Genomic DNA, 23,147 nt, shown 5'->3' on the forward strand with positions numbered 1-23,147 from the left:
CATTCGGGTAACATACGCGCCCATCCTTTGTTGCGGAGGGATGGCTGAGTGGTCGAAAGCACTGGTCTTGAAAACCAGCGGTCCGAGAGGGCCCTAGGGTTCGAATCCCTATCCCTCCGCCATTAAATGCAAAGGATGTAACAAGCAGTTCCCCGATAGCTCAGTTGGTAGAGCAGTAGACTGTTAATCTATTGGTCGCTGGTTCGAGTCCAGCTCGGGGAGCCACTTCAAGTGGGTCGTTAGCTCAGTCGGTAGAGCAGTTGGCTTTTAACCAATTGGTCATAGGTTCGAATCCTATACGACCCACCACTTCTTACACGAGACATTCGTGAACCTGTTGGGTCGTTAGCTCAGTCGGTAGAGCAGTTGGCTTTTAACCAATTGGTCATAGGTTCGAATCCTATACGACCCACCACTTTTCCAGGCCACCCTCAGGTGGTTTTTTTGTGCCTGAAATTCAGGATGGCACTGATCTTCAGTCGTATTGGATGAGAACCGTACCCGAAGGGAGGTTCGAGTCGAGCCGTGTGCGGTGAGACAACAGCGGAGCGAGCGACGCTGGCCCGCAGGGCGTCAGTAATCCTATACGACCCACCACTTTTCCAGGCCACCCTCAGGTGGTTTTTTTGTGCCTGAAATTCGGTATGGCACCGATTTACAGTCGTATTGGATGAGAACCGTACCCGAAGGGAGGTTCGAGTCGAGCCGTGTGCGGTGAGACAACAGCGGAGCGAGCGACGCTGGCCCGCAGGGCGTCAGTAATCCTATACGACCCACCACTTTTCCAGGCCACCCTCAGGTGGTTTTTTTGTGCCTGAAATTCAGGATGGCACTGATCTTCAGTCGTATTGGATGAGAACCGTATCCGAAGGGAGGTTCGAGTCGAGCCGTGTGCGGTGAGACAACAGCGGAGCGAGCGACGCTGGCCCGCAGGGCGTCAGTAATCCTATACGACCCACCACTTTTCCAGGCCACCTTGAGGTGGTTTTTTTGTGCCTCAAATTCAGGATTGCACTGATCTTCAGCCGTATTGGATGAGAACCGTACCCGAAGGGAGGTTCGAGTCGAGCCGGGTGTGGCGAGACAACTCCCCGCTGACTGTGCATCAATAAACGTATTCTGATTGAAGCGCCAAAGGGTGGCGCATGGGCCAGATGGTGCCCAGGTTCTCCAATAGCGCCTTATATTTCTGAGAACAGAGCATAGCGCTGATGACATAGCCCTCGTTGGTCAATTTGACGTGGGAAGGCTGATTAAGAGGTTTTTCGTCGGTATCTGTAATAAGCAAAACATCAGGTTGATCAATTTTCGAAGTCAGTGTTGTGACTATGCCTATTTCGCCGCTTTGCATCTTCACCATGCTACCTGGTGAATAAATGCCAATGCTGTTAATAAACAAACGCACCAATTCACTGTCAATAGAATTGCCCCTTTGTTGCAGCATCTGGCGCAACGCATCCTTATGGGTAATACGGTCCCGGTAGGGGCGGGGTCTCACTAACGCGGTATAGTTGTCGATAATGGCGATTAATTTAGCTTCTGTTATCAGGTTTTCACCACTGATTGCAGAGGGATAGCCGCTACCATCGACTCGTTCATGATGTTGTTGAACGGCATCAAGCCAACAGGTTTCCGTAACGCCCTTCTTTTCCAGCATTTCACGGGATTTGTTTGGATGATTATTGATAATTTCTTTTTGTTCGGGGGTAAGCGGCTCAGCTTGCTGATGCACTTGTTCCTTGATCGCCAGCATGCCTATATCGCTGGTCAATGCTGCCGCCACCACCTGTAAGCGTTCTAGAGGCCCCTTGCCTATTCGGGAATAGGAGACCTCGCAGAGGATTGCATTATGCAATGGATGCAAGACGCTATGCGTTGCTTCTGATGTGAGCTGTATGCTGCCAATCATGGCATTGGCATTTTCCATACAGGCTGTCTGAATATCTAACGCAATTCTGAGAATTTTATTGGCAAACGTTCTGTCTTTTTCATCTGTCAGCAGGGAAAAAGCGATTTCTAACTGTTTTGCAAGCTGTTGGATAATAAGAAAACTGACGGGGGGCTCAGCGGGGTGTTTCTTTGAGAGTTCTGCGTGTTCGTTATCGGAAGCGGTGATTTCTAGTGTGCTTTGTTCATAAAATCTGGCGCCGTAAGAAATCAGTTGCTCAATTTGTTGCTGACTTTTAATTTCTCGATTTTTTGAGAGCAGCATTGATCCATTGGCGGAATATAAATCCCAAGGTAAAACAAAACCTACTTCGAGATCATCGGCAGTAAGTATTTTTTCATCATGGTTTTTAATAGCTTCTGACACGCTTTTTTCACCACTCTAAACTACTAATAGTCAACATAATCAATAGCTTGCTGCCAGGTAAGGGATGTCAGAAAGACTGTCCTTTATTATTGGCTTACGTTTGTTTAAGCCACTTCACTATTTGTCAGTTTATTGCTCAGGATATCTACGCTTAAGTCACACGACGCGAGAGAAACCTTGTTCTGACACGCTAAGCGGCTTTTCAAAGACTACCAACCCTCCTTCTCTGATAGACAAGTCACCCTCAAAAGCGCCAACCACGCACAATGCAGTCGTGGTGATGTGAAATTAAGCAATACGTAGTTTATCGGCGAATAGGCTGAGAACCTTACTCGCCGTGAGTTTTAGCCAAGCAGGGTGTGGCCAATAACAGCGGAGCGGGTAATGCTGGCCCCTGGGTTAGAGTAACCCTAAACGCCCCACCACTTTTACAAACCGCCCTGAGGAGGTGTTTTTGTGTCAGATTCTGATCTGGCCAATCGCTCAGAGGATTGTGCTGTTCATATTTTAAGGATTTGGCAAGAATAAAGCCTGTATATGTCATTTTCGATTTAGACCCCGGAGGATCGAGCAAACATTGGCGAGTATCTGGCAGGCAGTTTTAGGCTTTGCGTCAGTACAATCTATCCATTGTTGAGGTGATGCCGACGGCGTTGCCTGTTTGTGACTGGTTAGCGTGATATGTCAGGAGTTGCCATGAAAACTGTAGGGTATGCCGCCTATTCATCAGATGCAGAGATGAAACCTTACCATTTTGAACGTCGGGCGCTACGCGCCAACGATGTAGCGATCGAAATCTTATACAGCGGTATCTGTCATTCTGATCTGCATACAGTGAATGGTGACTGGGGTCCCCAGCACTACCCGCTGGTGCCCGGCCATGAAATTATCGGTCGGGTGCTGGAGGTGGGTCCTGAGGTTTCTCAATACCAGGCCGGTGATCATGTGGGCGTTGGCTGCATGGTAGATAGCTGCCAGTCGTGTGATCAGTGTAATCACGGTGAAGAGCAGTACTGTCGTGAAGGTCTGACTCCGACCTACGGTGCTCCTGATCGTATATCCGGTGAGATCACACAGGGCGGTTATGCCAAGCATATTGTGGTGCGTGAAGAGTTTGTTTTACGTATTCCGGCAGCGTTGGATCTGTCTCGTGCGGCGCCCATCCTGTGTGCGGGCATTACAACCTTTTCACCTTTGCGTACCTGGAATATCGGTCCCGGTAGTCGGGTCGGCGTGATTGGCCTGGGCGGACTAGGTCATATGGCAGTGAAACTGGCCGTAGCCATGGGTGCTGAAGTGACTGTCCTGAGCCGATCCAATCAAAAAGAAGCTGATGCCAAAGCGATTGGTGCCAGTGGAATTTTGGTTTCTACCGATGAGTCCGCCATGGCGGCAGCCTCCAGTTCGCTGGATCTGATTATAGATACGGTGCCGGTTAAACATGATGTGTCGCCCTATGCGCCATTGCTCGATGTAGATGGCACGCTGGTGCTGGTGGGGCAGATTGGACCGATGAATGAGTTTATGACGGTGCCTCTGGTTTTCGGACGTCGTCGTATTGCCGGTTCGCTGATCGGAGGTATCAAAGAAACCCAGGAAGTACTCAACTTCTGTGCCGAGCACAATATTCACCCGATTTGTGAAATCATCCGACCGGATCAGGTCAATGAAGCCTTTGCCGTAATGAGCAAAGGGGATATTGCCCACCGTTATGTGATGGATATGTCCTCTTTGTCAGTCGGAGACTGATTTCAACTGAACATCCTGTTTTCCAGCATCTTACACCCCGCCAGTCGGGGTGTTTTTTTTAGTGATCATCAGTCGTTTTGCGGCTCATCCCAGAACGCCCAACAACACGTCAATCTATTTGAACATGCAGGAGGGTGGGACGTTCTTGCGATCATACATACGCACATGTGTCGATTTTTTCTCGGCAGCATGGTCAGATAAAAATGACTTTGTTCTGACGCAGTCATTGGTCCATATTTAGTAACAAAATAACAATGAGAGAGCAGGGTATGTCTAAAGTTGCAGGTAGTTGCCTGTGCGGTAATGTGCATTATTCATCGGATGCAGAACCTGTAATGGTTGCTGCATGTCACTGTACTGATTGTCAAAAAGAGACAGGTTCAGCTTTTACAATGAATGTGGCGGTGCCATCGGATACGCTTAAAATTTCAGGCGATGGCGTCAAAGATTTTGTGCACGCCGGAACCAGCGGGCATAAAGTCGCGCGTACATTTTGCAGCCATTGTGGCTCCTCTCTTCGGACCCAGGTTGAAGTGGTGCCGGGTGTCTCTTTCATTATGGCTGGCACGTTGGATGATCCGACCTGGGTTAAGCCTGGGCTTGAAATCTGGTGCGACTCCAAGCTGTCCTGGGCGACACTGGGGGACGATATTCCAAAAGTGCCAGGTCAGCCTCAGGCCGGGGATTGATAACCTACTAGAGTGAGTGGGTCGGATACAGAGGAACTACCTCTTCAGTCAGTTCCTGTATCACCTCTTTCACCGGCCGCTGAGAAAACTTCAGTATGAAGGCCACATGATTGATGCCGATCTCCTGATAGGCGTTTAACAGATTCAGCAGGCTTTCACGCCCCATCCGATACCCCAGATGAATCTGTGCCGGTGGCCGTTTGGGATCATCGCTCAGGTCGATATAGAGGGACTGCGCCACCGGTTTCTCATATGCGAACCCTGCAGCCTGGACGGCTGTGCGCCACTGATGCAGCACCTGAGCCGTGGTGTTAAGCCCTCGCGGATGGGTCAGCCAGAAATCAGCATGTTTTGCGTTCCACTCCAGTGTTTGTCTGCAGCTTCCGGTTACACCGATTGGCACCCGACCATAAGCGGGTTTGGGTACCAGATTGCCGCCGCTCATGGTGCCCAGTTCAGATTGAATCAAAGGATAGGAGCGGGTCAGTAATTGCTCTATGTAGTTATAAGCCTCCCGGAACGTACGATCACGGGTCGCATGTTCCTGACCAAAGGCGGGGAACTCCACGGCTCTGTCGCCGGATGCAACGCCCATTACAAAACGCCCGTTGGTCAGGTTATCCATTGATGCTGCCGCCTTGGCTACGTGGATGGGATGCCGCAGCGGCAGAATCAGTGACCCCGAAGCCAGTGTGGCCCTCTGGACATGATTGGCCATATAACCCATCCAGACGAAAGGGTCGATCACCTGTCCCAGATCGCCAAACTCAGGATCCTGCAGCGGTACATCACGGCTCCACAAGGCGCTGAACCCTCCCTGATCCGCTTGCGCGGCAAGCTCGGCCTGTCCTTCAAGATTCGGCGTGTCATTGGCATAGGCGGCCAGCGGAAAAAACAGACCCAGTGTGAGTTTGTTTTTGGCGAACATCTGACGGAAACCGGGTGCAGTGGGTGCGTCATTCGGATTCAGAATTCGGTTTTGTGAGGTATGAAGATGCATAACGATTCGGGATCAGTGAGTATCGCAAAAGTATAGTCAAACTCAGGACAATGGATCTCCTTAAGCCCTGTCAGGTGCCGACGTGGAATCAGGCCAGTGTCTGGTTCTGCGGCCCTCACGCATTGGGACAGCAGTTGCGGCAGGATTTAATCTCCGGGGGGCTGTCTGCGGGACATTTCCATCAGGAAATATTCAATATGCGTTAACTCCTGAGTATTAATCAGGACATCTATGACCAAGTGAGATTGACTGCCAGTCGGGTCGGGGCTGTTTGGAACAGATCAGGTCAGGGTTGAAATACTCTGACCCCTTCAGATACAGCAATACTGTATAAGTTTTCTCTGTTGGCTTTTAGCAGATGATAGATGTTGCTATCGATCTGACCCGCGCTGTCCATGCCATCCATAATTGTCAGTACTTCTTCAATATTCAGTCGGTTACGATAGGGGCGCTTCTGGCACAAGGCCTGGAAAATATCGGCAATGCAGAGTATGCGGGTGGGTGTATCAATCTGATCCGCCTTCCAGCCATAGGGGTAGCCTGAACCATCCAGTTTCTCATGGTGTTCTGAGGCCCATTTGGCAATCGGGGTATTCGGGAAGATGGTCTGCAGCACTCGCTTGCTGTCCAGTGGGTGGCTATGCATCTGGGCCAGCTGTTCCGGAGTGAGAGCCCCCGGTTTTTCCAACACTTCATCGGGGGTGCGCAGTTTGCCAACGTCATGCAACAGCCCGGCAATCCGCAGCATCCGCGTCTGGTAGCGGTCCATGTCCGCCAGCTCGGCAAGGGCATAAGACAGATCCGCCACGCGGATACTGTGGTAATGCGTGAAAGGACTTTTCGCATCCACGATCTGGGAAATCAGTTCGCCTAAAGATTCAATCTCAGCAAATCCCAGTGTGATCCTATAGTCATTGGAGGAGAGGGTTTCGAAGATGGCGTCATCCAGATACTCATCAAACAGTTCTAACCAGAAACTCTCTTTTTGTGCGGCTTGATCAAGCGCTGCAAAGTGCTCTGCTGAAAACAGGGTGCCAATGTGAGGGCGCAGCTCATCGAGAAACTGCTGCCGATTCAGGAGGACCAGATAATCGGGGTGATCTTTGATGTAGCTGGCAAACAAAACATCCAGTCGGTCGGCCAGAAAAATCAGATTGGCATACTCCTTTACCTCCTGGGTCAGTTCCTCCGGTAGATGCTCCCAGCGAGTGTGGTGGTAACGGATTGCCTGTGCATATCTTCTGAAGGGGGGAAAGCTTTGCAGAAAATAGTGACCGCGAATACAGTGCTCTTCAGCGCCTTGCCACTCCAGCTCGTCTACCAGTTTCTGATGCACCTTGGTTGAGGAGACGCCGCAGTCATGCAACATGCCCGCCAGCAATACAAAGTGTCTGTGTTCACGGTTCCAGTTCAACCGATGAGAAATGCGATGGCAGATCAGGCCGACCCGGCGGCCATGGCTTTTATCATCAATGCCCACATAGTCCAGCGCTTTAGTCAGCGTGTGCGCTGCACGGCCTACATCGACTTCCAGCGCTAAAAAATCATTGTCGCCGTGTTCCTGTTTTGGCTCGGTCATCTGTAATCCCTTCCATGCTGCCATTGAACAAGCCTAGCAGCAGATACAGACATACGGATGAATTTAGCAGCTTTGATCATGTTTTGAGTCAATGTGTTTCACCCTGCGACAGTGATGCGGTTTTTTTCACTTGATGTAATCGCGGGATGTTGGGTCTGAATTTTAAAAAAAGATCTTTTTCAACTATCTGATTTATATAGATGATTTTAGGCGTTTCAAGCCTCAGTCAAAGGGGGCTGGACCAGCCAGAGAGAGGGCATCGGCTGGCGCAGCAATTGCTTGAAAAACTGAACTAAGCTACATCGCAGTTTCGGCGTTTTTGGCGTTAGCGAATTGCTGAATTCAAATGGAGAAGAGGTGCCCAATGAAAATAAAAAACTGGCTCTGTCCCCTGTTGTTTTTTATCTCGCCAGTCGCGTTTGCCGCAGAGGTGGATGACGCCCGCTTACTGGCGGCTACAAGTGACAAGGGCAATTGGCTGGCCTATGGCCGTGATTATCAGCAGCAACGATTTTCGCCGCTTAAACAGGTCAATCGGGAAACCGTCGACCAACTGGTGCCGCGCTGGATCTATCAAACCGGCATACCAGCGTCTTTTCAGGCCACGCCAATTGTGGTGGACGGTGTCATCTACCTCTCTTTGCCCTTTGACCATGTGGTGGCTCTGGATGCGGTGACAGGCGAAGAAAAATGGCGGTATGAACATGAGCGGACCACCAAAAAAATGTGCTGTGGTCCTGCCAGCCGCGGCGTGGCAGTGGCCTATGGCAAGGTGTATATCGGTACGGTGGATGCGCGTCTGATCGCGCTGGATGCCGCCAATGGCACACCGGTATGGGATATTCCTGTAGCCCATGATTTCGGCCCCACAGAGACTGTGAAGCAGCTCGATGCCGCGAACAGCATGGCGGGTCAGGCTTCCTACGGGACCACCGGGGTCGGCGTCAACATGGCCCCTCAGGTCGTAGACGGTAAAGTGATTATTGGTATCACCGGGGTGGGTTACGGCTTGCACTTGGAGGCTGAAACCGACGGGGCTCCTGTCGGCGCCGTGGTGGGTTTTGCCGGTAATTACGGTCGTCCCGGTTTTTACGCGGCCTTTGATGCGCAAACCGGCAAACGGGTCTGGCAGTTTGATACCGTACCTGATCAGGGCTGGGAGGGTGATTTCCGCACAACCACACCGGATGGTATGGCACTGCCGCGTGATATCGCAGCGGAAAAAGCGGTACTGGCTCAGTTCCCGGATGCGGCAAAACATGGTGGTGGATCTGCCTGGACGACGCCTGCTTACGACAGTCGTACCCGCACGCTGTATGTCGGCATCGGCAACCCTTCGCCGCAGATGGATGACAGCTCCCGCCCCGGCGACAATCTTTACACCATGTCGCTGGCGGCGCTGGATCTGGATACCGGTAAACTCAAATGGTACTACCAGCAGGTACCGCATGATCTCTGGGGTTATGATGTTGCCAGCCCACCGGTGCTGTTTGATCTGAAGACAGATCAGGATGTGGTCGAAGCGGTAGGGCAGGCCTCAAAAACCGGCTGGTTTTATGTGCATAACCGCCATACCGGAGAGTTGTTGTTCAAGTCCGATGCGTTTGTACCGCAGGAAAATCTGTTTGCGGCTCCTACCGCGGAGGGTACCCGTGTGACACCGGGTGCCGTGGGCGGAGCGAACTGGTCACCGGTGGCGCTTAATCCGCAAACAGGTCTGGCTTACGTGGCGGCATCGCATATTCCGATCCGTTATGTAGTGAAAGATCTGGTGACCGGTCAGGATGGAAAACAGATTCGTTATACCGAACTCAAACCGCTGGATGAGCCTAACTGGGGTACCCTGACTGCCATCTCGACCACTGAAAAAGGTCGTATTCGCTGGCAGCATAAAACCGAAAAACCGCTGGTGGGCGGTGTGTTAACCACCGCCGGTGGACTGGTATTTATGGGCGAGGGTGATGGTTACCTGAATGCCTTCAACAGTGAAAATGGTGACAAACTCTGGCGCTTCCAGTGTGGGGCCGGGGTCAATGCACCACCGATCACCTATGAAGTGGACGGGGTGCAGTATGTGGCTGTCGCTGCCGGGGGCAACTCATTGTTTGGTTTCCGGCGGGGTGGGGCACTGGTGGTGTTTGCCTTGCCTAAACCCTGATGCCCGACTAAATGACACGCCTGTGACTGGGACAGTCTGTCGCAGGCGGTTATGAAACAACTGAGCTACTGAAGATCCGTGATGTATAAATCAATATAAATCAGTAGGTTGGATATATGGCATATGGGTTGCTGAGTGTTATGGGCGCATAAAAATAACACAAGGAGGAATGCCGCCCATGTCATCAACAGACGTGAACCCAATTCACCGCATCAATGAGCTCTACTGGGGCTTTGCTATCTCTCGTGCGATCCATGTTGCCGCCAAACTGGGTCTGGCCGATCATGTACATCCCTCGGGCACGCCCGTCAGTCTGATTGCTCAGCAGGCCGGTCTGAATGAAGACAGGCTCTATCGACTGATGCGCCTGCTCGCGTCTTATCAGATCTTTGCTGAAACCGATAAAGGGGTATTTATCCCTACTGCCTTGTCAGATGTCCTGCAGTCGGGTGTGGATGGTACGGTTCGACATGCCGCTCATCTGGTGACCCGGTCAATGTGGGAAGCTTATGGCGAGCTGGAGCACACCATCGAAACTGGACAGGACACCTACACGGCGCTGTTTGGCAAAGGGGTGTTTGAGTATCTGGATGAACATGCCCATGAGGGTGAGCAGTTTTCCCGGGCCATGGATAATTATGCCGAACTGGAAAATCCGGTGATTGCCGGTTGTTGCCCGTTACAGGACACAACCAGTGTCGTGGATGTGGGTGGTGGTCAGGGTGGCTTTATTACCGCAGTGCTACAGCAAAATCCTCATCTGGTAGGCATGTTGTTTGATCAGCCACAGGTGATCGCTGGACTGGGCGATACAGCGACTGATGAAACATCTGTGGTGCGTGTCAGCGGCAGTTTCTTTGATAAGGTCCCCATGGGTGCTGATGTCTACTTTCTGAAGCGGATTCTGCATGACTGGAGTGATGAGGATTGCTGCAAAATCCTGCAGACCGTTAAGGCAGCTATGGCCCCTGAAAGTCGTCTCTACGTGATTGACGCCATTGTACCTGAGGGTAATGTGCCGCATTTCTCGAAAGATCTGGAAGCGTTTCTGATGACCTGGGGTGGACAGGAGCGTGATCTGGCCGAGTTTGAGCGCCTGTTCCAACAGGTAGGGCTCAAACTGGTGTCCGTCACGGAAACCGGTACTGCACTCTCTTTGCTGGAAGTTAAGCTCGCCTGATTTACGCGTTCTGTCTCTGGGCCCGATCGATCGAGCCCAGATTTTCTGTTTTACATGCCGCTTCACGGGATGAGTTTTGCTAAGATGCGCCTGAAATGCCTCCGAGAGTGACCATTTTCGGGGCTAAACATCTAGCTACCCGTTGCAGTCCGTGAGCCTTATGAAAACCAACCTGATCACCCGTGATGGCTATGAACAGCTCCGCTCAGAGCTGGATCATCTGTGGCGTAAAGAACGGCCTGAAGTAACCCAGAAGGTCACCTGGGCGGCCAGTCTGGGTGATCGCAGTGAAAATGCCGACTATCAGTACAACAAAAAACGTCTGCGTGAAATTGACCGGCGTATTCGTTATCTGCGCAAATGCCTGGATCTGTTGAAGATCGTTGATTACGCCCCGGAGCAGGAGGGGCGGGTGTTTTTTGGCGCCTGGGTCGAAGTCGAAAATGAGGCGGGTGAAACCCGGCGCTTCCGAATTGCCGGCTATGATGAAATTTTTGACCGCAAAGACTATATCTCGATCGATTCACCCATGGCCCGTGCCCTGCTCAAAAAAGAGGTCGGTGAAGAGGTGTTGGTGCGCACACCCAAGGGTGAGATGTACTGGGTCGTTAATGAGATTACCTACCCAAAATAATTTTCTCCGAGCCGTTGAGCGTCAAGCGTGAGCGTTTTTTGCCGATAACCTCTGAATTGGTTTAGAGCGTCCCTTTTCTCAGCGTGCGAATCCATTTGTGGCGATAACAACAGAACAGATACAGCAACGTATCGACGGGTTAACTGTCGATCTCGGGCCTGCCGTTCAAAGCGGTAATGGCGCGCGTTTCTTTATGCTGTTGAGTCTGATTGCCTCGAATCAGTCATATATGCGTCCGGATGCGGTGGGTCAGGCAGCGACTCCCGGCAGTGAGTTCCAGCTGCCCACTCAGGGCTATGTATATCCCGTCGAGGATGAACTCTATACCCCTGCGGTGGCAGAGCGTTTTAATGAAGCGGTGCATCTGGGAAGGAATGCAGACTTTGCGTACCTGAACAGTTATCTGTCGGCGTTGGCTGAACGACCAGTACCACGGTTGCAACCTCTGCGCATGCAGAACAGTGAAGGGTTGTTTCAGGCCGGACAACTGATGACGGCTGAAATTGAAACCTCTCGGCAGCGTCTGGTGGCGGCTGCCTGAGGCATCAGTGAATTACTGGGTGTGCCACTGTATCTGTGAGGTTTCACCGTTTTCGACCTTCCACCACTCGTCCGGATCATCGCCTTCCTGCCAGCCACTGGCGATGCAGCGGATCTGCGTATTAAGCGCTGCTGAGGCGGCTCTGGCACACTCCAGATCTGTAGCCCATGGGGTGGCGTCACCATCAAACCAGACGCTGCACCAGGCTTTACCAACCACTTTCTCATGGATCATTACCGGAATCTTAGCTTCAGCAAACACCGCTGTATAATGGCTGATCTCGCCGCTTTTTTTGCCGACTATCAACGCATCAGCACAGCTGTTAAGCCAGTCCTCGATCTGCTGCAGTGAACAGTTTTTGATATAGATTTCGATATCAGGATGGCGGGTGTCGGTCATCTTTATCACTCAGAAAATGGAGAAGGCGCAGCACACTCAGGCTCAGGTAGCCGATGGCCGCCAGTATGCTGCCGATAGCGGCCACGATCAAGCCGATCAGGGCGATCAGCTCCTGACTGACAGAGCTGAGCAATGCGAATTCAGCAACCACCAAAGCGGTCATGCCTAGTGCAAAAATGGCAAAACCTATACCCAGCAGTGCCAGATTACGCCGGGGGTCCTGCACCCGTTTTTGCAGCCAGCGCTGCCAGATCTCCCGCTTCATAAACGCTTAAATATGCCCAGATTGACGTCCAGCGTCAGGGTCAGGCTGTTGAGGTTGAGGATACGCTCACGGGCTTCACTTTTCAGTCGCTGGCCGTGGGGGGTCATTGCCAGCAGATCACCAATCGCATCAGCTCCGCTGAGGGTGAAATCATAATGAACGGTGGTTATTTCAGACGGCGTGAAGTGGGTTTGGAGCAATTCAGTTACGTCCATCACGCTGTCATGGACCTCGGCATAGATTAGCTCACGTAGCTGACGCAGGTGATCACGGCCGGACCAGGCCACCAGTAATGTGCCGCCCGGTTTCAATACCCTGCTGAGGGGTTCAGGCAAAATCCGGCTGAACAGCAAAACAGCCAGATCGAGCTGCTGATCTGGCAGTGGCATATCTGCAGCGGATGCCACCAGCCACTGAATATCCCGATTTCGTTGGGTGGCGGCTTTGATGGCATGTTTGGAAATATCGAGTCCGACTATATCCGGTGCCAGACCGGTGGTCAGCAAGTGCTCTCGCAGTCGCGTTGTGTAATAGCCTTCACCGCAGCCGACATCCAGGATGTCAGGGGTCTGTGCATCGCCCAGTGCGTTTGCACAAAGCTGGTTGATGGCATCTGACAGCGGCTCGTATTGGCCGCGATTAAGAAACTGTCGGCGGGCCTGGACCATCTCCGGATTATCACCGGGATCAAGGCTGCGCTTGCGCTGGACCAGTAACAGGTTGTAGTAACCTTGCCGGGCGGCATCAAAACTATGCCCCTGTGCACAACGTAACTGCCGGTTATCTTCCAGCAGATTGGCCTGACAGACGGGGCAGCAGAGTTGCATCTTATTCTGACCGGGTCAGCAACCGGGCCATGATGTTCTCATACAGATTGGAGAGTGTATCCAGATCATCACAGCGCACACGCTCATCCACTTTATGAATGGTGGCGTTGATGGGGCCAAGCTCGACCACCTGAGCACCAGTGGGTGCTATAAAACGCCCATCAGATGTGCCGCCGGAGGTTGAGAGTTCTGTTTCCAGTCCGGTGATGGCGCGGATAGCGTCCTGACAGGCCTCAACCAGATCACCCCGATCAGTGAGGAAAGGGTTGCCGGACAGGGTCCAGTCGATACCCCAGTCAAGACCGTGTTTATCCAGAATCACGCGCACCCGGTCTTTCAGTTCGTCCGCGGTTACTTCGGTGGAGAAGCGGAAGTTAAACAGCACATCGATGTGGCCCGGGACCACATTGGTGGCGCCTGTACCGGCGTTGATATTGGAGATCTGAAAGCTGGTGGGCGGGAAGAATTCATTGCCTTCATCCCACACCTCGGCTGCCAGTTCGGCCAGTGCCGGTGTTGCCAGATGGATCGGGTTTTTTACCAGATGTGGATAGGCAACATGTCCCTGCACACCATGGATTACCAGTTTGCCACCCAGAGAGCCACGGCGACCATTCTTGATCACGTCGCCTACCTGAGCGGTACTGGAAGGCTCGCCTACGACACACCAGGTGATTTTTTCGTCGCGGGCTTCCAGATGCTCAACCACACGCACGGTACCATTCACCCAGGGGCCCTCTTCATCACTGGTAATCAGCAAAGCGATCGAGCCTTCGTGATCCGGGTGGTTAGCAATAAAACGTTCCAGGGCGGTAATGAATGCCGCCAGACTGCCTTTCATGTCGGCCGCGCCGCGGCCGCAAAGCATGCCCTGCTCAATCACCGCTTCAAAGGGCGGGAACTGCCAGTTTTTTTCCGGGCCTGTGGGGACGACATCGGTATGGCCGGCAAAACAGAACAGCGGGCCGCTGTCACCACGGCGCGCCCAGAAGTTGCTGACCTCTTCAAACGGCAGACGCTCAATTTTAAAACCCAGCGCTTCCAGCCGTTCAATCATCAGCTCCTGACAGCCGTCATCCTCCGGGGTCACCGAGCGACGATTGATCAGGTCCATGGCCAGTTCAATGGTGGCGGAATGGGGATGTGTCATGCGCGGTTTCCTTTAGGGTTCTGCCGGGGGAGAGGACACCGCACGGCTGAGCCGCGCGGTGAGGGACTTAGTTGTGTTTGTGCAGTTCGCTGTTCAGTTCGATCGCGGTTTTGTTGGTTTTCACCTCAATCCGACCGGTCTGGGAGTTACGACGGAACAGCAGATCAGGCTTGCCGGCCAGGTCAGCCGCTTTGATGGTGCCGACGGTTTTGCCCTGGTCATCCAGCAGGGTGACTTTCGAACCGGCGGTCACATAAAGACCCGCTTCCAGCGTACAGCGATCACCCAGTGGCAGGCCAAGACCTGCGTTGGCGCCGATCAGGCAGTTTTCACCCACAGAGATGATCTGCTTGTTGCCACCGGACAGGGTACCCATAGTGGAGCAGCCGCCACCCAGATCGGAACCGTCACCGACGATTACACCGGCAGAGATACGGCCTTCAACCATGCTGACACCCATAGTGCCGGCATTGAAGTTGATAAAGCCTTCATGCATCACGGTGGTGCCTTCGCCCACATGCGCACCCAGACGGATACGGGACGCATCACCAATACGGATACCGGTAGGTACCACGTAATCAGACATTTTCGGAAATTTATCGACAGAGTTAACACCCAGAATACGGCCCTGAGCACGGGCAGCCAGCTGGCGTTTTGGCAGGTCTTCCAGCGCGATGGCACCTTCGTCGGTCCAGGCGACGTTCGGCAGCAGGCCAAAGATGCCACTCAGATTGATACCGTGGGGTTTGACCAGACGCTGGGACAGCAGGGTCAGCTTCAGATAGGCTTCTGCTGTGCTGGTTGGTTCTGCATCACTCTCCAGAATGGTGACCAGTACGGTCTGAGAAGTGCCGCTGAGGATCTCAACCACTTCCGCCTGAGCTTCAGCATCAACCGACAGGAAGGCTTCTTCCAGAGCTTTCAGCTGGGAGTTTTCCAGTTCGATACACTCGTTGCCACCCTCATAACCCACAACGGCAGCCACTGCGTCGATCAGGGACTGATCAGCGTTCAGCAAGGGAGCGTGGTAGTAGACCTCCAGCAGAGTGCCGGAGGACGATTTAGTCCCTACACCCAGACCAAATGCAAAATTAGTCATGTTTCTCTCCAGTAATAGTCATTTAATTATTCTGTCTAACAGTGTTATAGCAGCTGGGCTGCATACTCATCGGCTTTAAAGCCGACCCGGACAGTGCCGTTATGTTCAAGCACCGGCCGTTTAATCATCGCCGGTTGAGCCAGCAGCAGGGCTTCAATATTGGCGGCATTTACATTCTCTTTGACATCATCCGGTTGCTGGCGCCAGGTGGTACCGCGTTTATTCAGCAGTGTTTCCCAGCCAATCTGCTCACACCAGTTATTCAGCAGGGCACTGTCCAGCCCATCTTTTCTGAAGTCATGAAAACGGTATTCAAGCTGATTGTCATCCAGCCACTTTTTGGCTTTTTTTACCGTATCGCAGTTGCTGATGCCGTACAGGGTAATCATTGACTGATCCTTATGCTGACAGACTTTCGACGTAACGGCGGATACGCTGGGCACCTTCAACACACTCGTCCAGTGTGGCGACCAACGCCATCCGAACATAACCAGCACCCGGCAGTATGCCATCGGTTTCGCGAGACAGGTAGCGACCAGGCAATACCGTCAGGTTCTGGGTGGCAAACAGGTCACGGGCAAAGATGTCATCGGCGATGGGTGTTTTTGCCCAGAGGTAGAAGCTGGCATCCGGGTACTGAACGTCCATCACCGGTGACAGTATGTCGATCACCGCTTTGAACTTTTCCCGGTACAGGGCGCGGTTTTCCTCGACATGGGCTTCATCATTCCAGGCCACGATGGATGCCAGCTGATGCTGGATTGGCATGGAGCAACCGTGATAGGTCCGGTACGACAGGAACGGTCCCAGTAATTTGGCATCACCCGCCACAAAACCGGAACGCAGGCCCGGCAGGTTGGAACGCTTGGACAGACTGTGCATCACGATACAGTTGTGATAATCGTCCCGGCCCAGTTCGGCACAGGCCTGTAACAGGCCAACCGGTTTCTGATCGGGTTGCAGGTAGATCTCTGAATAACACTCGTCTGAAGCGATGATGAAGTCATACTTGTCAGACAGGGCGATCAGTTTTTTCAGCGTGTCCAGATCGGTCACTGAGCCGGTTGGATTGCCAGGCGAACACAGGAACAGTAACTGACAGCGCTGCCAGACCGCTTCGGGTACAGCGTCATAATCCGGAATGAAGTTATTCTCTGCCAGACAGTTCAGATAGTAAGGTTCAGCGCCCGCCAGATAAGCCGCACCCTCATAGATCTGATAGAACGGATTGGGTGACACAACCAGAGGATTGCCGTCACGGTTAATGGCGGCCTGGGTAAATGCAAAGATCGCTTCACGGGTACCGTTGACCGGCAAAACATGGGCGTCGGCTGTCAGGCTGCCCGGACTCAGATTGAAACGGCGGGTACACCAGTCAGCAATCGCCTGACGCAACTCGGGCAGACCCTTGGTGGTCGGGTAATTTGCCAGACAGCCAATATTATCGATCAGTGACTGAGCAACGAAGGCGGGTGACGTATGTTTGGGTTCACCAATCGACAACGCGATATGCTGAAGTTCTGCGGGTGGCGTAATGCCTGCCTTCAATTCAGCCAATTTTTCGAATGGATAAGGTTGTAACAGATCAAGATCGCGATTCATGCTGCCTGGCTACCGTAAGTCACAAATTGAAGCGGTTGAAGGGCGCAAAGTATAGCGGATTAGTGAAATTGGATTAAGTCCTGATTTTGGGCCAAGCTGTAGTGAGCGAGACCATGTCGCCGGTCGAGGTGTGCGGCAGTGCTTCAGCCATTTGGCAGGAGGCAGTAATGACGATTGAACGTCGAATCAATGACCGTATTGGCAGCGAAATTCCTGCTGAAGCGGAGTGTGCATTCGGTCCATCACCGGATGTCACAATCACAAATATAAGTCGTGATGGGTTGCAGATTGAAGGCAATGGCCAGTTGGCGGAACTGAAACCGGCGATACAGGGCACCCCGATAGAGATGTCAGTGCATTTTGGTCTGTCGGGTCATCCGGTGCATTTTCACTGTCGGGCCATGTACCGTCAGGCACTGGCGGAAAATCGCAGCCGTCTGGGGTTAAGAATACTCAGCGCAGATCCAATTTCCTCTGCCAGATTACAGGACTTTATCACTGAGCATTCCTTTATCTGATGCCCTGATTCTCGTCGACTTAATTCACCAGGACCTCTGGGGAGGTCTTTTGACGTTCTTTTGCAGTTTCAATAATGGTCAGCAGCGCTGGCACAAAGAACAGGATCAGCACCGTACCGTAGGCCAGACCAAAGACAATTGAGGTTGCCATTGGAATCAGGAACTGGGCCTGTAATGAGGTTTCGAAAAGAATCGGCGACAGCCCCGCAATGGTGGTGAGAGACGTCAGCAGTACAGCCCGCAGGCGCTGGCAGGTGGCTTCAATAATCGCTTCCCGTATTGCCATGCCCTGCGCCCGAAGCTGTTTGTAGAAAGTGATTAGGACGATAGAGTCGTTGATCACAATGCCGGATAAACCAAACAGACCAAACAGCGAAAGGACCGTCAGGCTCATACCCAACAACCAGTGGCCAAATATCGCGCCGGTGAGTCCAAGTGGGATGGCCATCATCACGGCCAGGGGCCAGCTATAGGAGGCAAACACCCAGGCCAGAATGATAAAGATCAGACCCAATGCCAGTATCAGGCCCATTTTCATATCCGCCAGGGTTTCGCGCTGGTCTTTGTTTTTTCCCTCAAAACTGGCGCTGACACCGTACTGACTCAGAATCGGATCCAGTTTGCCAGTCTGCAGGTCGGCGATGATCTGATCAGCATTAGCGGCGGCTTCATCCAGATCGGCACTGACATTGATCGACAGCTGGCCGTTAATGCGGGTCAGGGTATCCAGACCCTGACGGGGCCGGAACTCGACGACATTAACCAGCGGGGTGGTGGTGCCGTTGGGCAGAATAATCGGCAGCTGTTCCAGCAGGCTGAGGCGGTCACGCTCGGCTTCCGGTAGCTGGATGCGCACCTCGATCTCTTCCCGATTAAGGTAATAACTTTGTACTTTGATGCCATCAAACGCCGAACGTAATTGGCGTCCCACCGCTTCCAGTGTCAGACCGGCACTTTTGCCGGCCGGCGTCAGGTCATAGATCAGCTGAGCCTTACCGTAGGGCATATCATCCCCCACGTTGGATAAACCCACATAACCTTTCAGCAGGGTTTGCACATCTAGCGACGCCTGTTTCAACACGTTGATGTCGGTGCCGCTGAGTTTGATCTCGATCGGTTTGCCCTGCGGGCCGCTGATTGCCACATCAATGGTGAACTGCTCCAGCCCGGCCGGTTTAATGATCCGGTCACGCCAGGCCTTGTTCAGCTCACGTGTGGTGACAGTGCGGTGGTCCCCCGGAGTCAGTTCTACAATCAGCGCGCCAAACTCGTCACCACTGCTGCTGGAAGAGGAGCTGCGCGGAGCTTCGTTACTGCCGAGTTGTTGAAATGCGACTTTTACGTTGCCGCCCCCCAGGCTCTGGTCGGCATCAGCCAGTGTGTGATCCAGGTGACTGAGGAACGCCTGCACGGTTGCCCGGTCGGTGCCTGCGCTGAACTGGACATTGGCAGTGAGAGTGTCGCGCTCGACTGCCGGGAAAAAAGAGAATTTGACCCGGCCACCCATGACCAAGCCAAAGGCGATAATCAGCAGCGCCAGACAGCCGGCAATGGTGGCCCAGCGCAGGTCGATTGCCTGTTCGACCCAGCGCCGGAAACGGTAATCTCGGAACTGATTAAATGCGGCATCCAGACGTAATCGGAGCTTGGAAGGATGCAGATCGGCCGCCCGGTGAATGCTGTGGTGCAGATGGCCGGGCAGAATCAGGAAACACTCCACCAGTGATGCCAGAATGACACAGATCACCACGGTGGGAATATCGATCATGATATTGCCGATGGTGCCGCCCACCAGCAGCAGTGGTAAAAAAGCGGCGATGGTGGTGAGTGATGAGGCAAATACCGGGGCCATCATCCGGTGGGCGCCACCAATGGCCGCCTGTAAGCCGGGCTCGCCGCGCTGGACGTGAGTCAGGGTATCTTCACCTACCACAATCGCATCGTCGACGATGATCCCCAGCGCCATGATCAGGCCGAACACGCTGATCATATTAATGGTACCGCCGATGGCATAGAGCACGGCCAGCGTCGCCATAAAAGACACCGGGATACCGACAGTGACCCAGAAGGCCACCCGGGCATTGAGGAACAGGAACAGAATGGCAATCACCAGTACCAGACCACTGAGGGCGTTCTTGAGCAGCAGATCAATACGCTGCTTAAGGGGCTGCCAGCGTTCATCGTAGGTGGTCAGGCTGATGCTCTGGGGCAGGCTGGACCGGGTTTGATCGAGCCAGGTTTGCAGGGTGCGGGCCGAGTCCAGCGTGTCCTGATTTTCTGTCCGGCGCAGTCTTAACATGACAGCAGGTGCATCCTGATAGCTCAGGGTGACCTGGTTATCTTTTTCCCTCAGCTGGATACTGGCGATGTCACCCAACCGAATCAGACGTCCCTGATTGTCGGTATAGACTGGTAACTGGCGAAACCCTTCTGCATCTCGCTGCTGGCTCAGACTGCGAATCTGGCGTGAGCCTTCGCCGCGTGCCGCGGTACCCGCGGGCAGGTCGATACTGCGCTGCTGGATATTGTCCGCCAGTTGCGCCATGGTCTGGCCAAGTTCATGCAACTGTGCCGAGGGCAGCTCAATGCTGAGTTGCTGATCCGGCATGCCGACGAAGTCTATTTTGTTGATGCCCAGAGACAGCAGTTCCTGCTCAAAGCGCAAAGCCAGAGGGCGCAGCTCTTCCAGAGAACCCTGAGGGCTGCTGATGATCAGACTGGCGATCTGCTCATAACGAATCACCCGCTGTACCAATGGTTCTTCTATGTCTGAGGGTAGTTCGCTGCGGACATTGGCAACCTTCTGTTTGACCTCATCCAGCAGAAAGTCGATATCGCTGTCTTCATCGAGTTCGAGGCGGAATGATGCTGAACCCTGTCGGGCGGTGGCATACACCGTGTCGATGCCGGTAAGGGATTTTAACTCCTCTTCAATTGGCAGAATCACCGATGTTTCTACATCCTCAGCAGCAGCGCCGCTCCAGGGCACGCTGATGGTGATCACATCCAGTTCAAAGCTGGGAAAAAACTGGGTATTGAGTCGGTTGAGGCCAAAAAAGCCGGCCATCAGCATCAACACCATCAGCAGATTGGCGGCAACCCGGTGCTGGGTAAAGGTGGAAACCAGCTGTTTCAGGCCGCCGATATGCTCAGCCATCAATGGCCACCTCTTTGACTTTCAGGCCAGAAATCGCATTGGGTAGTTGCGTGATCAGGATCGCATCACCGTTCTGGATCTGTTCGCTGTGAACCAGAATGTAGAGTTCACCGTTTGGCATTCGAGTGTCGCCCAGTCGTGTCACACTGACGGCCACAAGCCGTTCGTCGACCACTTTATAAACCCGGTCCAGTCCGTAGAGTGCGGTGGCGGGCAGGGCAATGCTGTTATCAAGCGGCGGCAGGTCGACATAAAGCGACAATGAACGCCCCGCTTCTACAGGAAGCGTACTGTCTTTAATGGCAAAAAAACTATCGATACCCGCCTGTCCTGCATTAACCGTGGCGGCAAAACGGTCCAGTTCCAGTTGCAGGGCCTGACCATCCAATGGCGCTACGGCAGTGATCGGTTTTGTCTGGGAGGATTGTCTGAGCATGCTCAGCGTACGATTAGGAATCTGTGCCCGGACTTCCAGCCGGTTTTGATTGTAGAGGGTGATCAGTTGGTCGCCGATTTTGATCCGGTCACCGGGGCCTGCATTGACACTGACAATACGGGCATCGTAGGGCGCAGTGATGCGGGTTCGGTCCAGATCAAGTTGTGCGGTATCCCGGGCGGCAATGGCGCTATCCAACTGGGCCTGCTGTTGTTTCAGGCGGTTCGGATGGTCGGCGATGGATTCTTCAAGGGTCGCCAGTGCCAGCGCCTGCTGCTGGTAGGCACTGCGGGCGGTATCAAGCTGGTCAACGCTGGCGACTTTGCGCTGTTCCAGGTCTTCATACCGTTTAACGGAGCGGGCACTGAGCTGCAGCAGATTCTGCTGGATTTTAAGTGACTTAAGGTCGGCGGCGTGCCGGACCTGTTCTGCCTCCAGCTGCGCCTGTGCCTGAGTGACGGCAGATTCCCGTTGTTGCAAAACCAGCATGGCATCGCGCGGGTCCAGTTGCAGTAGCAGTTCATCCTTTGCAACAGATCGTCCGGCATCTGTTGCTATCTGTTCAACATAGGCATTCACAGCAGAGGTCAGGGTGGTCAGGCGGGGTGCTTCAATCTGGCCATACAGCTCCAGCACCGGCTGGTGTTGTCTGGTTTCGGCTTTAATCGACTGCACACTCCAAACCTTTTCGGTGGCGGGTTTAGAGGGGGCCTGAGGTTTACTGCCGGTTAAACCCATAAACGCCAGAACCGCCAGCGCCAGCAGGGCGATGGGCAGCCCCCAGCGCAGACTGGATTTGTATCGACTCAAGACAGATTGCGACATGGATTCTGATCCTGAAAAAAACCGTTAAAAACATCACTTTGGCCATGGTAGCCGAAACTTGTCTGCCAGGTCAGCAGCCATTGCATTTCTTTACAATTATGCTGGCCATGCTAACGTACTGAATAATAGAGGTTCTCTGAACACAGGGCACATCATGCATACAGCAGAAGTACGATGTTTACATGAAAACGGTTTTCACCGGATGGTGTATCGTCAGTGGGGGAGCAATCAGAATGATCGCGTATTGCTCTGTGTGCACGGGCTGGCCCGAAACAGTCGCGATTTTGATGAACTGGCCCAGGCGATGTCACGTGATTACCGGGTGATCTGTCCGGATGTGGTGGGACGGGGTGACAGTGACTGGTTGCCACAACCACAGATGTATCAGATCGGCCAGTATATGCAGGATATGACAGCATTGATCGCCCGACTGGGGGTTGATGCGGTGGATTGGGTGGGCACCTCAATGGGGGGGCTGATTGGCATGTGTCTGGCGGCGCTGCCAAATTCACCCATCAAAACCCTGGTGCTGAATGATATCGGCCCGTTTGTGCCTTCCAGTGCGCTGCAACGCATCTCTGATTATCTGGGTGAACACCGTTTCGCAACCCTGGCTGAGGCCGAGCAGTTTATGCGTGGTCGTTACCCGGCACTCAGAAATCTGACCGATACCCAGTGGCAGCACCTTGTCCGCTGTGGTGTGCGTGAAGTCGAGGGCAGCTACTATCTGCATTATGACCCGGCGATCGCCACGGCAACCCGACAGAATGCCGGGGCTGATGTGGACCTTTGGGCACTGTGGGAAACATTACAGCTGCCGCAGCTTTTGATCTGGGGGGAAGCGTCAGATGTTCTGCAGGAGCCAACCGTCCGCAGAATGCAGGCCAACCCCCAACTGAGTCTGTTATCTTTGCCTGAGATCGAACATGCCCCCTCTCTGATGGAAGCGGAGCAGATCTATCATATTCAGCACTGGCTCCGACAGCACAGTGCCCTGACCGGAAATCCAGCTGCCAACTGAGGTG

20 protein-coding genes, 4 tRNA genes and 3 other RNA genes are annotated in these 23,147 nt (G+C 53.3%); 15 read left to right on the plus strand and 12 right to left on the minus strand.

Annotated features, from left to right (window positions below):
- The first annotated feature begins 34 nt into the window (after positions 1-34).
- From P2G53_RS07225 to P2G53_RS07255, 7 genes are all read left to right on the plus strand, one after another.
- Positions 35-122 (plus strand) — tRNA-Ser (locus P2G53_RS07225).
- 27 nt (positions 123-149) lie between these two features.
- A tRNA-Asn gene (locus tag P2G53_RS07230) sits at positions 150-225 on the plus strand.
- An 8-nt stretch (positions 226-233) separates the two neighbouring features.
- Positions 234-309: transfer RNA gene (locus P2G53_RS07235), tRNA-Lys, on the plus strand.
- 30 nt (positions 310-339) lie between these two features.
- A tRNA-Lys gene (locus P2G53_RS07240) sits at positions 340-415 on the plus strand.
- Positions 416-467: 52 nt separating this feature from the next.
- A non-coding RNA gene (locus P2G53_RS07245) (RtT sRNA) lies at positions 468-597 on the plus strand.
- Between the two features lie 52 nt (positions 598-649).
- Positions 650-779, plus strand: a non-coding RNA gene (locus P2G53_RS07250) — RtT sRNA.
- Positions 780-831: 52 nt separating this feature from the next.
- Positions 832-961: non-coding RNA, RtT sRNA (locus P2G53_RS07255), on the plus strand.
- A 144-nt stretch (positions 962-1,105) separates the two neighbouring features.
- On the opposite strand, the gene P2G53_RS07260 is transcribed toward P2G53_RS07255, so the two are convergent.
- Positions 1,106-2,314, minus strand: a complete 1,209-nt coding sequence (locus P2G53_RS07260) for an HD domain-containing phosphohydrolase (RefSeq protein ID WP_275815700.1) — start codon at positions 2,312-2,314, stop codon at positions 1,106-1,108.
- 696 nt (positions 2,315-3,010) lie between these two features.
- Here P2G53_RS07260 and P2G53_RS07265 point away from each other — a divergent pair.
- Both P2G53_RS07265 and P2G53_RS07270 read left to right on the plus strand, forming a co-directional pair.
- The gene (locus tag P2G53_RS07265) at positions 3,011-4,063 is read left to right on the plus strand and encodes an NAD(P)-dependent alcohol dehydrogenase (RefSeq protein ID WP_275815702.1); all 1,053 of its coding nucleotides are present in this window, start codon (positions 3,011-3,013) and stop codon (positions 4,061-4,063) included.
- A 269-nt stretch (positions 4,064-4,332) separates the two neighbouring features.
- Positions 4,333-4,752: a GFA family protein gene (locus tag P2G53_RS07270; RefSeq protein ID WP_275815704.1), complete on the plus strand. Its 420-nt coding sequence runs from the start codon at positions 4,333-4,335 to the stop codon at positions 4,750-4,752.
- A 7-nt stretch (positions 4,753-4,759) separates the two neighbouring features.
- Here the strand turns inward: P2G53_RS07270 and P2G53_RS07275 are convergent, their stop codons facing one another.
- The gene (locus tag P2G53_RS07275) at positions 4,760-5,752 is read right to left on the minus strand and encodes an LLM class oxidoreductase (RefSeq protein WP_275815706.1); all 993 of its coding nucleotides are present in this window, start codon (positions 5,750-5,752) and stop codon (positions 4,760-4,762) included.
- A gap of 286 nt (positions 5,753-6,038) precedes the next feature.
- Positions 6,039-7,331 (minus strand): HD domain-containing phosphohydrolase, encoded by a 1,293-nt coding sequence (locus P2G53_RS07280; protein ID WP_275815708.1) that lies wholly within the window; start codon positions 7,329-7,331, stop codon positions 6,039-6,041.
- A gap of 364 nt (positions 7,332-7,695) precedes the next feature.
- On the opposite strand from P2G53_RS07280, the gene P2G53_RS07285 reads away from it, so the two are divergent.
- The 4 genes from P2G53_RS07285 to P2G53_RS07300 all read left to right on the plus strand — a co-directional run bounded on the left by P2G53_RS07285 (position 7,696) and on the right by P2G53_RS07300 (position 11,844).
- The gene (locus tag P2G53_RS07285) at positions 7,696-9,489 is read left to right on the plus strand and encodes a PQQ-binding-like beta-propeller repeat protein (protein WP_275815710.1); all 1,794 of its coding nucleotides are present in this window, start codon (positions 7,696-7,698) and stop codon (positions 9,487-9,489) included.
- Between the two features lie 178 nt (positions 9,490-9,667).
- Positions 9,668-10,669: a methyltransferase gene (locus P2G53_RS07290; protein ID WP_275815712.1), complete on the plus strand. Its 1,002-nt coding sequence runs from the start codon at positions 9,668-9,670 to the stop codon at positions 10,667-10,669.
- A gap of 160 nt (positions 10,670-10,829) precedes the next feature.
- Positions 10,830-11,303, plus strand: coding sequence for a transcription elongation factor GreB (greB, locus tag P2G53_RS07295; RefSeq protein WP_275815714.1), 474 nt, complete (start codon positions 10,830-10,832; stop codon positions 11,301-11,303).
- A gap of 97 nt (positions 11,304-11,400) precedes the next feature.
- Positions 11,401-11,844, plus strand: a complete 444-nt coding sequence (locus P2G53_RS07300; RefSeq protein ID WP_275815716.1) for a hypothetical protein — start codon at positions 11,401-11,403, stop codon at positions 11,842-11,844.
- 12 nt (positions 11,845-11,856) lie between these two features.
- Here the strand turns inward: P2G53_RS07300 and P2G53_RS07305 are convergent, their stop codons facing one another.
- The 7 genes from P2G53_RS07305 to dapC form a co-directional block, all read right to left on the minus strand.
- Positions 11,857-12,243: a hypothetical protein gene (locus tag P2G53_RS07305; protein ID WP_275815718.1), complete on the minus strand. Its 387-nt coding sequence runs from the start codon at positions 12,241-12,243 to the stop codon at positions 11,857-11,859.
- Positions 12,221-12,508 (minus strand): hypothetical protein, encoded by a 288-nt coding sequence (locus P2G53_RS07310; protein WP_275815720.1) that lies wholly within the window; start codon positions 12,506-12,508, stop codon positions 12,221-12,223. The genes P2G53_RS07305 and P2G53_RS07310 overlap by 23 nt, the downstream gene beginning before the upstream one ends.
- Positions 12,505-13,335, minus strand: coding sequence for a putative RNA methyltransferase (locus P2G53_RS07315; RefSeq protein ID WP_275815722.1), 831 nt, complete (start codon positions 13,333-13,335; stop codon positions 12,505-12,507). The genes P2G53_RS07310 and P2G53_RS07315 overlap by 4 nt, the downstream gene beginning before the upstream one ends.
- Position 13,336: 1 nt before the next feature.
- Positions 13,337-14,485: a succinyl-diaminopimelate desuccinylase gene (gene dapE, locus P2G53_RS07320; protein WP_275815724.1), complete on the minus strand. Its 1,149-nt coding sequence runs from the start codon at positions 14,483-14,485 to the stop codon at positions 13,337-13,339.
- 67 nt (positions 14,486-14,552) lie between these two features.
- Complete coding sequence (dapD, locus tag P2G53_RS07325) at positions 14,553-15,584, minus strand: 2,3,4,5-tetrahydropyridine-2,6-dicarboxylate N-succinyltransferase (protein ID WP_275815726.1); 1,032 nt, start codon at positions 15,582-15,584, stop codon at positions 14,553-14,555.
- Between the two features lie 44 nt (positions 15,585-15,628).
- Positions 15,629-15,973 (minus strand): ArsC family reductase, encoded by a 345-nt coding sequence (locus tag P2G53_RS07330; RefSeq protein WP_275815728.1) that lies wholly within the window; start codon positions 15,971-15,973, stop codon positions 15,629-15,631.
- A 10-nt stretch (positions 15,974-15,983) separates the two neighbouring features.
- Positions 15,984-17,186, minus strand: coding sequence for a succinyldiaminopimelate transaminase (gene dapC / locus P2G53_RS07335; protein WP_275815730.1), 1,203 nt, complete (start codon positions 17,184-17,186; stop codon positions 15,984-15,986).
- A 167-nt stretch (positions 17,187-17,353) separates the two neighbouring features.
- On the opposite strand from dapC, the gene P2G53_RS07340 reads away from it, so the two are divergent.
- Positions 17,354-17,704, plus strand: a complete 351-nt coding sequence (locus tag P2G53_RS07340; RefSeq protein WP_275815732.1) for a PilZ domain-containing protein — start codon at positions 17,354-17,356, stop codon at positions 17,702-17,704.
- A gap of 19 nt (positions 17,705-17,723) precedes the next feature.
- On the opposite strand, the gene P2G53_RS07345 is transcribed toward P2G53_RS07340, so the two are convergent.
- On the minus strand, positions 17,724-20,861 hold the full coding sequence (locus tag P2G53_RS07345) for an efflux RND transporter permease subunit (RefSeq protein ID WP_275815734.1): 3,138 nt from the start codon (positions 20,859-20,861) through the stop codon (positions 17,724-17,726).
- On the minus strand, positions 20,854-22,122 hold the full coding sequence (locus P2G53_RS07350) for an HlyD family efflux transporter periplasmic adaptor subunit (protein WP_275815736.1): 1,269 nt from the start codon (positions 22,120-22,122) through the stop codon (positions 20,854-20,856). Before P2G53_RS07350 ends, P2G53_RS07345 begins: the two co-directional genes overlap by 8 nt.
- A gap of 154 nt (positions 22,123-22,276) precedes the next feature.
- On the opposite strand from P2G53_RS07350, the gene P2G53_RS07355 reads away from it, so the two are divergent.
- Complete coding sequence (locus P2G53_RS07355) at positions 22,277-23,143, plus strand: alpha/beta hydrolase (RefSeq protein ID WP_275815738.1); 867 nt, start codon at positions 22,277-22,279, stop codon at positions 23,141-23,143.
- Positions 23,144-23,147: the final 4 nt, after the last annotated feature.

Origin of the sequence: Neptuniibacter sp. CAU 1671, from assembly GCF_029222905.1 — a bacterium.
In the GTDB taxonomy this organism is placed as follows: domain Bacteria; phylum Pseudomonadota; class Gammaproteobacteria; order Pseudomonadales; family Balneatricaceae; genus Neptuniibacter.